A 12,423-nucleotide genomic window follows, 5' to 3' on the forward strand; every position below is an offset into this window, starting at 1 on the left:
TCATCGGTCGATGCCACCCTCGACCTTCAAGCACTTGCCCAGGAGATGATTCATGAGCCGTATCGTTACCGTCGCCGCTACCCAGATGGCCTGTTCCTGGGACCTTGAAGCCAACATCGAGACCGCTGAGAAGCTGGTCCGTGAGGCCGCGGCGAAAGGCGCGCAAATTATCCTGATCCAGGAGCTGTTCGAGGCGCCGTACTTCTGCCAGAAACCGAACCCTGATTACCTGCAACTGGCCACGACGGTCGAAGCAAACGTGGCCATCAAGCATTTCCAGAAAGTTGCCAAAGAACTGCAAGTTGTGCTGCCAATCAGCTTCTACGAGCTGGCCGGTCGCGCGCGTTTCAACAGCATCGCGATCATCGATGCGGACGGCAGCAACCTCGGGATTTATCGTAAAAGCCACATCCCGGACGGCCCTGGCTACCACGAAAAGTACTACTTCAACCCGGGCGATACCGGCTTCAAAGTCTGGAATACTCGTTACGCGAAAATCGGCGTGGGCATCTGCTGGGATCAGTGGTTCCCTGAGTGCGCCCGCAGCATGGCGCTGCAAGGCGCGGAAATTCTGTTCTACCCGACTGCCATCGGCAGCGAGCCACACGACAAGACCATTTCGTCCCGCGACCACTGGCAACGCGTGCAACAGGGCCATGCCGGCGCCAACCTGATGCCGCTGATCGCCAGCAACCGCATCGGCAACGAAGAGCAGGACGGCTACGACATTACCTTCTACGGCTCGTCGTTCATTGCCAACCAGTTTGGCGAGAAAGTCCAAGAGCTGAATGAAACAGAAGAAGGCATTCTGGTTCACAGTTTCGACCTCGATGGGCTGGAGCACATCCGCAGCGCATGGGGCTCATTCCGTGACCGTCGCCCGAACCTGTACGGCGCGATCAAAACCCTCGACGGTTCCCTGGAGTCCTGAACCATGACCACTTTGAACAGCACCCCTCGCACCGACGGCTTTTACATGCCAGCCGAATGGGCACTACAGACCCAGACCTGGATGGTCTGGCCCGAGCGCCCAGACAACTGGCGCCTGGGCGGCAAACCGGCACAAGCCGCGCATGTGGCGGTGGCCAAGGCCATCGCGCGTTTCGAACCGGTGACCGTGGCGGTTTCCGCCGGCCAGTACGAAAATGCTCGTGCCCGTCTCGATGTGCCGAATATTCGTGTGGTGGAGATGTCCAGCGATGACGCTTGGGTTCGGGATACGGGACCGACGTTCGTCATCAACAACCGCGGCGAAGTCCGTGGTGTGGATTGGGACTTCAATGCCTGGGGCGGTTTCGACGGTGGTCTGTATTCGCCGTGGAACCGTGACTCGCAGGTGGCGGGCAAGATCCTCGAAATCGAGCGCAGCCCGCGCTACCGCACCGAAGGTTTTGTGCTCGAAGGCGGCTCGATCCATGTCGATGGCGAAGGCACCCTGATCACTACCGAAGAGTGCCTGCTCAATCGCAATCGCAACCCGCACATGGACCGTGCGCAAATCGAAGCGGTGCTCAGTGCAAATCTGGCTGTGGATAAAATCATTTGGCTGCCGGACGGTTTGTTCAACGACGAAACCGATGGCCATGTGGATAACTTCTGCTGCTACGTGCGCCCGGGCGAAGTACTGCTGGCCTGGACTGACGATCCCCAGGACCCGAACTACCCGCGCTGCCAGGCGGCAATGAACGTGCTGCAAAACAGCACCGATGCCAAGGGGCGCCCGTTCACAGTGCACAAGATGCCGATTCCGGGGCCGCTGTACGCGACCGAAGAAGAGTGCGCAGGTGTCGATCCGGTAGACGGTACTCAGGAACGCAATCCGACTGTTCGTCTGGCCGGCTCTTACGTGAACTTCTTGATCGTCAACGGCGGCATTATCGCGCCGAGCTTCGACGATCCGCTGGACGGTCCGGCCAAGGAGATCCTGCAGAGTCTGTTTCCGCAGCACGAAGTGATAATGGTGCCTGGCCGCGAACTGTTACTGGGGGGCGGTAACATCCACTGCCTTACCCAACAACAGCCCGCACCGCACAAGGAGTGAGTGGGCTCGTAACAGCTTGAGTTGATTGAAAAATCGATTGAGCAACAGTTAAGCCTCGTCCTTTCTCGGAAAGCCCGCAGCCCATCAGGACTGCGGGCTTTTTTTGTATCACTTGTCGATACTTCGAAGACATTGGCACAGCTCTTGTATCTTCGATGAGGTAACAAGGTGAAGGAGAGAACTTCGATGTTCTGTCATAAACCTTGGATAAGTTAGCCGCTCACAAACCAGGAGAGAGCGCTGAGATGAACGCCGAAATGAATGTGGTGAGCGAGCGGGCATTGCATCCCTTGGCAGTTAATGGCGAATCGCTCCAGCTTTTGGCGCACTGGTTGAAGTCCAATGGAACGCGTCAGATCAGGGAACCTGATCCGCGCCGGATGATGATCGAGCGCTACCCCGCTGGTTTATTCAGCGAGGCGGAACTGGAAGCACTGTGGGATGTGATGGAAGGATAGGAAGAAAAACAACGGATTGATAAAAGCGCTGCCGGGAAGGCGGCGCTTTTTTATGGGCGAAGGTTTTTATGATCACTGGAGATCAAATGTGAAGCGGGTTTGCTCGCGAAAGCGGTATGCCAGTCAACGAAGATGTTGAACATGATGGCCCCTTCGCGAGCAAGCCCGCTCCCACAAGGTTTTGCATTGTTTAGAAGATATAGGTTCCGGTCATGTCGGCCATAATCTGGCGGAAACAGAAGTATTCGACCGATTCATGAAACAGACTGAAAGCCATTCCAGCGTTTTTCCGAAACTGTCTGGGGATTAACCTGCCGGCATTGAGTTTTCCTACTTTGTTGCCGGAGTCTTCCCATGATCCTTCACTACATTTACGACCCATTGTGCGGTTGGTGCTACGGCGCCAAACCATTGGTGCAAGCCGCCCAAGCCGTGTTGCCTGTCATCGCCCACGGTGGCGGCATGATGACCGGCGCCAATCGCCAGACCGTCTCGCCACAACTGCGTAACTATGTGATGCCTCACGACCGACGCATCGCCGAGTACACCGGCCAGCCGTTTGGCGAGGCGTATTTTGAGGGTTTGCTGCGCGATGAGACCGCGGTGTTCGATTCCGCGCCGCCGATTGCCGCTGTGCTGGCAGCCGAGCAGATCGCTGGACGCGGTCTTGAATTGCTGGGGCGTTTGCAGACGGCTCATTACGTGGAAGGTCGACGCATCGCTGATAACGCCGTGCTGCTGGAACTCGCCACACAAATAGGCCTTGAACCTGAGGCCTTTCAACAGGCATTTACTGACGCCGACACAGAGCGCCATATCAATGACAGTCGCGCACTCTTGGCTAATGTTGGCGGTCAGGGTTTCCCTACTTTCGCAATGGAACAAAATGGCCAGTTCACCTTGGTCGACATCGGTCCGTGGCTCGGCAAGCCGCAAGTTTTCGCCCAATGGCTGGGTCAGTCGTTTGTGGCAAAAGAGTCATCATCCGCCTTTCAAGCCTGTGGCCTCGACGACTGCGCCCATTGAATTCACCTGGAGTCACCATGGATAACTTGAGCCTGATCAAAAGCACCTACGAAGGCGCCAACTCTCAGGAGAACGCTCGCAACACCGCCGCGGCGCTGGCCGATGACGCTCGCTGGACAGAGGCCGCGGGTTTCCCATACGCCGGGACCTATGTCGGTTTCGACGCTATTGTCGATAACGTCTTCAAACGTCTGGCCACCGAGTGGGAAGATTTTCAGTTCAAGGTCGAGAACTACGTCGCACAGGGCGACAAGGTGTTTGCCTACGGCAATTACAGCGCAATCTACAAAGCCACCGGCCGCCCGATGAACGCTCGGGTCGGACCCTGGCCAACGGCAAAGTCACGCATTTCGAACAATTCGTCGACAGCCACACCGTGCAATTGGCTATCGCTGACAAGTGATTTCTTAGACGATTTTCGCCTATTTACAGACGATTCATGAAATTGACACCTTATTAAGGGCGCAGATAGGATGCGCCCCAACGCCTGTGGCTAACCGCCATGACTCACAAAACAATAAAAGGCCCGCCGCGAATTCTCGTGGGCGGGCCTTTTTGTTTTTGCGGTGAAAAAAGAGCGCGATAGCGCCGTTTCAGTGGTTCGACACAGCGCGTATCAACCCGTAATAAGGAAAATAACATGTTGAACAAGCGAATCAGCCTGATCGCACTGGGGATGTTGAGCGCCACTCAGGCCATGGCTAACGACCAGGCCGAGTCCAAGGGTTTTGTTGAAGACAGCAGCCTCAAAGTGCTGCTGCGCAACGCCTACATCAATCGTGACTATAAAGACGGTAATCAGGACAAAGCCGAGTGGGGCCAAGCGGCCATCGGTACTTTCTCGTCCGGTTTCACCCAGGGCACCGTCGGTGTGGGTGTGGACGCCTTCGGTCTGTATGCACTGCGTCTGGACGGCGGCAAAGGCCGCAGCGGTGCCCAAGGTATCGACTTCTTCAAACAGGGTGACAGCGGCAACGCAGCTGACGACCTGTCGAAGGGGGGCGCGGCAGTCAAGTTCCGTCTCTCCAGCACCACGCTGACCTATGGTGACCAGATGCCGGCCTTGCCGGTGCTGAACTACGACAACTCGCGCCTGCTGCCGGAAAGCTACACCGGCACCTTGATCACCTCCAAGGAGATCAAAGGTCTGGAGCTGAACGCCGGTCGCTTCACCGCCGAATCGCGAAAAAGTGCTGAAGGCCGTGACAGCGGTGGCTTGAAGTCGATCAACGTGTTGGGCGGTAGCTACCAGTTCACCGAACAGTTCAAGGCTGCGCTGTACGCATCCGACGTCGAAGACGTGCTGAAGAAACAATACGTGAACGCCAACTACGTGTTCCCGATCGACAAGGATCAGTCCCTGACCCTGGACTTCAACGGCTACCGCACCAAGCTGGACGATTCTTACGTCCGCGAAAGCGGTGCTACCGGCGACGACAACAAGATCTGGAGCCTGGCAGCGACCTTCGCCACTGGCCCACACTCGTTCACTCTCGCTCACCAACGCAGCACCGGCGACAGCAACCTGGGCTACGCCTACGGTGGCTATCAGAAGGATCAAGGTCGCGTCGGCGATGGCGGCAACACCATCTATCTGGCCAATTCCTACTGGTCCGACTTTAACGCCGAAGACGAACGCAGCTGGCAGTTGGGCTACGGTCTGGACTTCCGCGCTTTCGGCGTTCCGGGCCTGAGCTACAACTTTGCCTATGTGCGCGGTGACAACATCACCACTTCCACCAGCGAAGGCGGTACCGAGCGTGAGATCTTCAATCAGTTCAAGTACGTCGTGCAAAGTGGCCCGGCCAAAGACCTGAGCGTGAAGGTGCGCAGCTCGATCCTGCGCGTATCGCAGAAGTCCAGCGAGTACAACGTCAGCGGCAACGAACTACGCGTATTCGTGGATTACCCGATCAACATCTTCTGATGATCGGTTGAGTTGTTCAGACTTGATAAAAACCCCGACGGGTTCGGGGTTTTTTTTGGTGCGCCAGGCATGGCGCGTTGCGCGCAAGCGCAACCAGCTGGGCTGTGGTGGCCACGCTGGTGACTTGGAGGTGAAAGTCCTCTACACACCCGGCAAGGGGAAGTGTTAGCCAGAGGCAAGGGTGTCGCGGGTGACTGCGAATCTGAAGGAAGCCCGAGGCAAAATGCTGGCCTGACGAACAGGAAGCGGATAGAGGCGGCGCAGCGGGGTAAGAAGGCCAAAATCTTCAAAGCCCAGTACTTGCACGGAACGCTGTGACGTAGATCCGACAGGCATAAGCAGGAAGGTCGCGCGAATTACCCTGGGAGATCTGCACGTTTGCCACTGTGCTACCGCGCGTCGAGAGGCGACGGGATGAGCGTGCAGAAGTCAGCCGAGGCCGTAGTAAGTGGCAAATAACCCTGCCACCAAGGGCCGAACAGGTTATGCCGCCAGTAGGCGTCAGAGTCTCGTTGAATACCGAAATGCAGAAATTTCTCCCAGAGAAGACTGTTACTCCGAGTCCCGGACAGAATCCGAGGATGACGGCTGATAGCGCAAAGGTATCGACGGCGTCTGTGACGTGGACGAACGCGGAGCCGGACACGCTGATGGCGCGGGTGCTTGCACCCGCCAACCTCAGACGTGCGTATCATCGCGTAGTCAGCAACAAGGGCGCGCCGGGTGCCGATGGCATGACGGTCGACCAGTTGGCGGACTATGTGAAACAGTATTGGCCGACCCTCCAGAAGAGGTTGCTGGCCGGCGAGTACCACCCGCAAGGTGTACGCGCCGTCGACATCCCCAAACCCAAAGGCGGCACCCGGCAGCTGGGTATTCCCAGCGTTGTGGATCGCCTGATCCAACAGGCATTGTTGCAACAGCTCACGCCGATCTTCGACCCGCTGTTCTCGGACTATAGCTACGGTTTTCGTCCGGGCAGAAGCGCCCACCAAGCCATCGAAGTAGCCCGCGCCCATGTGGCGGCAGGGCATCGCTGGTGCGTGGAACTTGATCTTGAGAAGTTCTTTGATCGGGTTAATCACGACATCCTGATGGCTTATCTGGCGCGCCAAATCGAAGACAAGCGGGTGCTCACGCTGATCCGTCGTTACCTCGAAGCGGGATCGATGTCGGGCGGACTCGTCAGCCGTCGGCAGGAAGGGACGCCGCAAGGCGGCCCGCTCTCGCCGTTGCTGTCGAACATCCTGCTCAACGAACTCGACCGCGAGCTGGAACGACGGGGTCATCGCTTTGTGCGCTATGCCGACGATGCGAACATCTATGTGCGCAGCCCTCGTGCTGGCGAACGAGTGATGAGGAGTGTTGAGCGCTTCCTGAATCAGCGCCTGAAACTGACGCTGAACCGGGACAAGAGCCGAGTTGCGAGGTCTTGGAAGTGTGATTACCTGGGTTACGGGATGAGCTGGCATCAGCAACCGAAGCTGAGAGTGGCGACGATGAGTCTAGGTCGTTTGCGCGACCGACTCAGAGGCCTGCTGCGCAAAGCGCGGGGCCACAAGATGGCGAATATCATCGAGCGGATAAACCCCGTGCTGCGCGGTTGGGCGGGCTACTTCAAGCTGAGCCAGAGCAAGCGGCCACTTGAGGAACTGGACGGCTGGGTGCGGCACAAGCTTCGCTGTGTCGTCTGGCGTCAATGGAAGCGGCCCTCTACGAGGGCGCGCAACTTGATACGCTTGGGACTTAATGAGGCGCGGGCGTGTAAATCGGCAGTCAATGGCCGAGGCCCATGGTGGAACTCGGGAGCGCCTCATATGAATCAGGCGCTGCCGAAGAAGCTGTGGGACCGACTCGGGCTGATCTCGATACTGGATACGATAGATCGGCTTAGCCGTGTAACCTGAACCGCCGTATACGGAACCGTATGTACGGTGGTGTGAGAGGACGGCGGATGTAAATCCGCCTCCTACTCGATCGTCCCATGAACGTAGAAAAATCCGAAAAATGGGTGTTTTCGATCGTAAAAAGTCGAATTAAAGCAACTTCATACCGCGTTTCAATCAACGTTTGATATGCCTGAAATTCTTTCTCATGGGCTGCAAATCCTGCACCTACTAGATTAAGCCGCTAAATGCAGCGGAGACCTAGTAATGATCGTTTTGAACAGAGAAGTTGGCGAATCGCTACGGCGCGACAAGTATGTCAACGTCCAGGGAGCCGACTTCAATCTCTTCGGTCATTTTTCCGACTTCGTCAGATTGACCAAAAGTTGGGAAAGCATGGAGCCGGACAGTTATTACGGCCAGGCCGAGGCGGGCATGCGTTTCCGTCGTTACAGCGATTTCGAATACAACCCGGTCACCCGTGACTTGACGCAGCTGGAACACCGCGCCTACGTGCAATCGAAGGCCAACAACAGTTATGTCGGTGGACTGGAGCGACACTTCCAGGACTTCTCCAATGAAGTCATCAACTCGCCGGTGATGCGCAGCCTCATCGATGCGGATTTCGAGGTGTACAAAAACGTATTGCCGCCGGAGTTGCACGATGAGATCTGGCAATGTCAGATCCATCAGATCCGCATCGAGATCAAGCCAGGCAAGCAACTGGAAATCACCCCTGAAGGTATTCACTGCGACGGTTATCCGTTCAGCGGTGTGCATTTCTGGGGCCGCAACAACGTGGATGGGGCGGAGAGCCGTTTGTATTCGGCCCAAGAGGAACAGCTGGCGGCGACGACTTATCTGGAAATCCTCGACACCACCTACTTCCTCGATCGCGACATGCGTCACTACGTGACGCCAGCACGCAACACCCACGCTCACGAAATGGCCTATCGGCAGATTCTGGCTATTTCCTTCTCGCGGCCAGGGACCGCTTTCGACATTGTTCGCTGAACAGCTAGACCCCATGTTGCACATCGCCGAGTGCCCTGCACCGGTGATGCTGCAGCGCGCGACGGCCAAGGATGCCCAGCGCCTGGAACGCTTCTTTCGACAATTCGAAGAAGTGTCGTTCTGTGAATGGCAGGACGCCAAATGCCTGCGCGGTGTGTTGGTGCAAAAAACCACCGCTGCGTTCCTCGCGCTCGATATCCGTGGCGAAGTGGTCGGCGCGGTGTTGGGCGGCATGCTCGGCAGCCGTGGCACCATCAATCACCTGGCGGTGAGCCCGGCCTATCGCAGCCAGGGTGTCGGTCAACGTTTGGTTGAAGCGGCGTCGGCAGACATGAAACGGGTCGGTGTGCTGCGGATGTTCCTGTTCGTCGACGATGCTAACCTTGCCGGCAAACGTTTTTGGAGTGCCCAGGGCTTTTGCGAGCCGCGCGGCGAAACGACCTTTGAGAGGGACCTATGAATGAGACGTCCAGCAGCCAGCCGCTGATGGTCGAGCCCCAGCCCTCGCGCACGTTCGCTGAAGCCAGCCCGGTGATTGCGGGCTACTTCACGGTGTCGTTTGTGTTCGGTTTGATGGCCGTCAATGCCGGATTGCCCGTGTGGCTGCCGGTCGCGATGTGCCTGTTCGTCTACGCCGGTGCCTCGCAGTTCGCCGCCCTGGCGCTGATCTCAAGCGGCGCGTCGCTGACCACCATCATCCTCACCACGTTTCTGATCAACGCGCGGCACATGCTGATGTCGGTCTATATGGCCAAGGCCTTGCAGGCGATGGGGCTCAGTCGTCTCGAGCGCTGGTGTTATGCCGGTGGGCTGACCGATGAATCGTTCGCCTTCCACAGCGTCAAACTGGGCAAGGGCTCGCCGGTCAATGTGCGTTACCTGATCGGCTTCAATCTGTATTGCCACACGTCGTGGGTACTCGGCGGTTTGCTGGGCGCAATCTGCGCGCAGTACGCGGCGCACCTGATCAAGTACCAGCTCGACTATGCGCTGACCGCGATGATGCTCTACGTACTGGTATCGCTGTGCAACACCCGCAATAAACTGATCGCCGCACTGGCCGCGGTCGCCTGCATGGGTGTCCTGAGCCTGATCGGCAATTCACCCTTCAACGTGTTCATCGCCACATTCGTGGGCTGCGGGGTGGGCGTATGCCTGACCAAACGTTCCTGATCCTGGTCGTCGTGCTGATGATGGCCGTGACGTTCCTGCCGCGCGCGTTGCCGCTGCAGGTGAGCACTGACCATTGGCCACCCCTGGTTGCCCGGGCGCTGGAATACCTGCCGGTGGCGATCGTCGCTGCAATCAGCCTCACGCCGCTGTTGATCAAGGATCAACAGGTGCAGCTCGATCGCCCGGAATTTTATGCAGCCATTCCGACGTTGTTATGTGCGTATTTCAGCAAAAACCTCTTTCTCAGCGTAGCGGTTGGAACGGCAGCGTACATCGCGCTCGGATCGTTCATGTAGCGACAGAGCGACCACATCGTTCAATGCCTGGCCCGACAACTCGGGGTTATTGACCGCCAACCGCACTTCGAGAGAGTCCTCGAAACCCGGGAAAATGGTCAGGCCGTTACGCAGGGCCGCCTCACGGGAAACCATACCGAGGCCGTCCATTTGCGTGATCAACGACAGGGTCAGGGTCTCGCTGCAGGAATAGATCATCCGCTTGCCTGACTCGTAATTGCCAAGACCGGCGTCGAGAAAGCGCAAGAAGCTGTGGGAATACGGACAATCGTCGGCTGGCCGAACCTGAAACTTATTGCCGAGCAGCATCAGCGGATCGTTTTCCTGACCGCAATGAGCACCGACCACCTGCACCTGCACATCGGGCAGGGCAATGCTGGGTAACCCCGGCTGTTGCGGCCCGATCAGCACGGCCAGGTCGAAGTCCTCATTCTTCAACTTGCTGAGGTTTTCCATCGACTCGGCGTAGCTGAATTCCAGCTGATAATCAGGAAACACCTCAATGAGGCGTCCGATCATTCGCCGGTTGAAGTCGGCCGCGAGCGTGGTGTTAAGCGCAACCTTGAGCGTGCGCTGCCCGGGCACCTTGAGCGCGGCGACTTTTTCTTCCAGTTGCCGCGTGGCGACCAACACCTTGTCCATGTAGGGCGTGAGCTCCGTGCCCTGCGTTGTCAGAGTCAGCCCCTTGTTGGAGCGACGAAACAACCGAAAACCGAACTGCTCTTCGACCTTGTTCAACTGCGCGGCCAAGGCCTGCACGGTCAAACAGGAATGCTCTGCCGCCGCCGACAATGAGCCGGTCTGCACAATGCGCATGAGGTTACGTAAGGTTCTGCTATCCATTTGGGTAATGCCCTCTAAAGTGGGCTGGCTATTGTTGTGTACCTGACCGCCCCGGTGGGCGTCGGTCGCGTGCTGGCTATGATCCTGCACCTGAGCATGCTTGTCCCGAGTTTAGTAGCGAAATGATTCTGCGTCCGATGGTTGGAGGCTTACACAGGATCGGGGTTTTTGGTGGGGCGTAGGTGATCGGGGTCAGAAAATGGCCTGGATGGGGGATGTGTGGGCGATTTTTGGATATCAGCGAAGCCTTTTCCAAGGCAAAAAAAAGCAGCCTGATCAGGCTGCTTTCATGAATAGGTGCTTGATATTGTGCTCCCTCAAGCAGGGGAGAAGAGGTCTCACCAAGCGCTGATTTCCAAGTCATCAACGGGGTTCCTACGCCGACTATTGCCACCTGGAGGCAGTCGGTTTCGCGCTCTCGATTTAATTGTCTGCCCCTGTAAGGCGGGTGTCAACGAGTGTCTTTGACCGTGTGTCGGCGTCTTTTCGGGCTGCGAAAAAGCTGCGCGAAAGTTCTTTTCGAAGAGGGGGAAGGACGATACGTTTGCGAATTAAAATTTCATATTTGTTCGTATCTGTACTAGTCTGAAATCAAGATATCGCACACCCAAGGAGGCCATCCCATGCCTGCCTCAACCATCGCCCTCAGTCCACAGCAACAACTCGAGACTCCCGAAGCCGGTCGAGTCGCGCTAAAATTTTTCTTCAATCTCATGGAGCGCTGGGGCTGCACCGCCGAGCAACAACGCACGCTCCTGGGCAAAGTCGGCAACACCACTTTCTACAAGTACAAACACCTGCCGCCCAACGTGCGCCTGCCCCACGACACGCTGGAACGCATCTCGTATTTGATGGGTATCCACAAAGCGCTGAGCATCATCTTCAGCAACAGCCGCGAGCGTGCCTACACATGGGTCAGCAGCCCCAACACCGCCGCGCCGTTCAATGGCCAGTCGGCGCTGTCCTACATGCTGGCCGGCCGCGTGGTCGACATCGCTGACGTGCGCCGCTACCTCGACGGAGTGCGCGGTTGATGGCGCCGGAGCTGGCCGATCCGCAGTGGCCGCGGGCTTACCGGATCGTCAACAGCTGCTTCCCGCCGATAGCGTTATTTGAAGACGTGCTCGACCCCGAAGACCTGCCCACCGCCTACGCGCTGGAAGCCCTGACCAACGATCGGCTGATGGAAGAAGCCGGCGTGCTCTCCCGGGTGCGCCCCGAAGACCGCATCTCCGGCCCCGGCTCCACGCCGGTCATGGCCGCGTTCACCCACATCGGCAAAACCAGCCGCTTCACCGACGGCACCTTCGGCGTCTACTACGCCGCCAGCAGCCAGGCCGCCGCCATTGCCGAAACCAGCTATCACCAGGAACGCTTCCTCGACGCGACCAACGAACCGGACCTCGAGTTGACCATGCGCACCTACGTCAACCGGGTCGTCAAACCGCTGCACGACATCCGCCAAAATTATTCTCACTTTCATGACCCGGACCCAACCGCGTACGGCCCATCGCAGGCCTTCGCCCGTCAATTGCGCGAAACATTGTCCTGGGGATTGCTCTACAACAGCGTTCGTTTGCCGGGACATGAGTGTGTTGCCGCGTTTCGGCCGCCGGCTGTGTCCATTCCGAGGCAGGGGAAGCACATTCGGTATGTGTGGAGTGCGAGCAGTCGGAAGATCTCGTTTGTGTTTGAAGTTAGCGAGATGTGAGTTCGACGAAACGCAAAAAGCCCCGATTGATTCGGGGCTTCTTTATGC

At 57.6% G+C, this 12,423-nt stretch carries 13 protein-coding genes and 1 pseudogene; 13 read left to right on the forward strand and 1 reads right to left on the reverse strand.

Features of this window, described 5'->3' with window-relative positions; translation table 11 throughout:
* Positions 1 to 52: 52 nt before the first annotated feature.
* The 11 genes and pseudogenes from aguB to ACYZT2_RS02670 all read left to right on the forward strand — a co-directional run bounded on the left by aguB (position 53) and on the right by ACYZT2_RS02670 (position 9,821).
* Positions 53 to 931: an N-carbamoylputrescine amidase gene (gene aguB, locus ACYZT2_RS02620; RefSeq protein WP_461969885.1), complete on the forward strand. Its 879-nt coding sequence runs from the start codon at positions 53 to 55 to the stop codon at positions 929 to 931.
* A 3-nt stretch (positions 932 to 934) separates the two neighbouring features.
* Complete coding sequence (aguA, locus tag ACYZT2_RS02625; protein WP_461969887.1) at positions 935 to 2,041, forward strand: agmatine deiminase; 1,107 nt, start codon at positions 935 to 937, stop codon at positions 2,039 to 2,041.
* Between the two features lie 245 nt (positions 2,042 to 2,286).
* Complete coding sequence (locus ACYZT2_RS02630; RefSeq protein ID WP_461969889.1) at positions 2,287 to 2,499, forward strand: hypothetical protein; 213 nt, start codon at positions 2,287 to 2,289, stop codon at positions 2,497 to 2,499.
* Between the two features lie 354 nt (positions 2,500 to 2,853).
* A complete protein-coding gene (locus ACYZT2_RS02635) occupies positions 2,854 to 3,525 on the forward strand; it encodes a DsbA family protein (protein WP_461969891.1) in 672 nt (223 codons plus the stop codon).
* Positions 3,526 to 3,542: 17 nt separating this feature from the next.
* A pseudogene (locus ACYZT2_RS02640) lies at positions 3,543 to 3,928 on the forward strand (nuclear transport factor 2 family protein).
* Between the two features lie 237 nt (positions 3,929 to 4,165).
* Positions 4,166 to 5,452: an OprD family porin gene (locus ACYZT2_RS02645; protein WP_461969893.1), complete on the forward strand. Its 1,287-nt coding sequence runs from the start codon at positions 4,166 to 4,168 to the stop codon at positions 5,450 to 5,452.
* A 485-nt stretch (positions 5,453 to 5,937) separates the two neighbouring features.
* The gene (ltrA, locus tag ACYZT2_RS02650) at positions 5,938 to 7,359 is read left to right on the forward strand and encodes a group II intron reverse transcriptase/maturase (RefSeq protein WP_461968168.1); all 1,422 of its coding nucleotides are present in this window, start codon (positions 5,938 to 5,940) and stop codon (positions 7,357 to 7,359) included.
* A gap of 246 nt (positions 7,360 to 7,605) precedes the next feature.
* Positions 7,606 to 8,352 carry a 2OG-Fe dioxygenase family protein gene (locus tag ACYZT2_RS02655; RefSeq protein WP_253547144.1) on the forward strand — a complete coding sequence of 249 codons (747 nt, stop codon included), beginning with the start codon at positions 7,606 to 7,608 and terminating at the stop codon, positions 8,350 to 8,352.
* 46 nt (positions 8,353 to 8,398) lie between these two features.
* Positions 8,399 to 8,812 (forward strand): GNAT family N-acetyltransferase, encoded by a 414-nt coding sequence (locus tag ACYZT2_RS02660; RefSeq protein ID WP_429432617.1) that lies wholly within the window; start codon positions 8,399 to 8,401, stop codon positions 8,810 to 8,812.
* Positions 8,809 to 9,525 carry an AzlC family ABC transporter permease gene (locus tag ACYZT2_RS02665; protein ID WP_007897519.1) on the forward strand — a complete coding sequence of 239 codons (717 nt, stop codon included), beginning with the start codon at positions 8,809 to 8,811 and terminating at the stop codon, positions 9,523 to 9,525. The genes ACYZT2_RS02660 and ACYZT2_RS02665 overlap by 4 nt, the downstream gene beginning before the upstream one ends.
* On the forward strand, positions 9,504 to 9,821 hold the full coding sequence (locus ACYZT2_RS02670; protein WP_038978526.1) for an AzlD domain-containing protein: 318 nt from the start codon (positions 9,504 to 9,506) through the stop codon (positions 9,819 to 9,821). The genes ACYZT2_RS02665 and ACYZT2_RS02670 overlap by 22 nt, the downstream gene beginning before the upstream one ends.
* On the opposite strand, the gene ACYZT2_RS02675 is transcribed toward ACYZT2_RS02670, so the two are convergent.
* Positions 9,738 to 10,664 (reverse strand): LysR family transcriptional regulator, encoded by a 927-nt coding sequence (locus tag ACYZT2_RS02675; protein ID WP_461969896.1) that lies wholly within the window; start codon positions 10,662 to 10,664, stop codon positions 9,738 to 9,740. The genes ACYZT2_RS02670 and ACYZT2_RS02675 overlap by 84 nt on opposite strands.
* Before the next feature lie 623 nt (positions 10,665 to 11,287).
* Here ACYZT2_RS02675 and ACYZT2_RS02680 point away from each other — a divergent pair.
* Both ACYZT2_RS02680 and ACYZT2_RS02685 read left to right on the forward strand, forming a co-directional pair.
* Positions 11,288 to 11,698: an MbcA/ParS/Xre antitoxin family protein gene (locus tag ACYZT2_RS02680; RefSeq protein ID WP_305424164.1), complete on the forward strand. Its 411-nt coding sequence runs from the start codon at positions 11,288 to 11,290 to the stop codon at positions 11,696 to 11,698.
* Positions 11,698 to 12,375 carry an RES family NAD+ phosphorylase gene (locus tag ACYZT2_RS02685; RefSeq protein WP_461969899.1) on the forward strand — a complete coding sequence of 226 codons (678 nt, stop codon included), beginning with the start codon at positions 11,698 to 11,700 and terminating at the stop codon, positions 12,373 to 12,375. The genes ACYZT2_RS02680 and ACYZT2_RS02685 overlap by 1 nt, the downstream gene beginning before the upstream one ends.
* Positions 12,376 to 12,423: the final 48 nt, after the last annotated feature.

The sequence above is a fragment of the Pseudomonas sp. MDT1-85 genome (genome assembly GCF_054898065.1).

Coding starts and splice junctions, on each gene's coding strand:
- aguB (WP_461969885.1), top strand. CDS start 53: ATGAGCCGTATCGTTACCGTCGCCGCTACCCAGATGGCCTGTTCCTGG.
- aguA (WP_461969887.1), top strand. CDS start 935: ATGACCACTTTGAACAGCACCCCTCGCACCGACGGCTTTTACATGCCA.
- ACYZT2_RS02630 (WP_461969889.1), top strand. CDS start 2,287: ATGAACGCCGAAATGAATGTGGTGAGCGAGCGGGCATTGCATCCCTTG.
- ACYZT2_RS02635 (WP_461969891.1), top strand. CDS start 2,854: ATGATCCTTCACTACATTTACGACCCATTGTGCGGTTGGTGCTACGGC.
- ACYZT2_RS02645 (WP_461969893.1), top strand. CDS start 4,166: ATGTTGAACAAGCGAATCAGCCTGATCGCACTGGGGATGTTGAGCGCC.
- ltrA (WP_461968168.1), top strand. CDS start 5,938: ATGCCGCCAGTAGGCGTCAGAGTCTCGTTGAATACCGAAATGCAGAAA.
- ACYZT2_RS02655 (WP_253547144.1), top strand. CDS start 7,606: ATGATCGTTTTGAACAGAGAAGTTGGCGAATCGCTACGGCGCGACAAG.
- ACYZT2_RS02660 (WP_429432617.1), top strand. CDS start 8,399: ATGCTGCAGCGCGCGACGGCCAAGGATGCCCAGCGCCTGGAACGCTTC.
- ACYZT2_RS02665 (WP_007897519.1), top strand. CDS start 8,809: ATGAATGAGACGTCCAGCAGCCAGCCGCTGATGGTCGAGCCCCAGCCC.
- ACYZT2_RS02670 (WP_038978526.1), top strand. CDS start 9,504: ATGCCTGACCAAACGTTCCTGATCCTGGTCGTCGTGCTGATGATGGCC.
- ACYZT2_RS02675 (WP_461969896.1), bottom strand. CDS start 10,664: ATGGATAGCAGAACCTTACGTAACCTCATGCGCATTGTGCAGACCGGC.
- ACYZT2_RS02680 (WP_305424164.1), top strand. CDS start 11,288: ATGCCTGCCTCAACCATCGCCCTCAGTCCACAGCAACAACTCGAGACT.
- ACYZT2_RS02685 (WP_461969899.1), top strand. CDS start 11,698: ATGGCGCCGGAGCTGGCCGATCCGCAGTGGCCGCGGGCTTACCGGATC.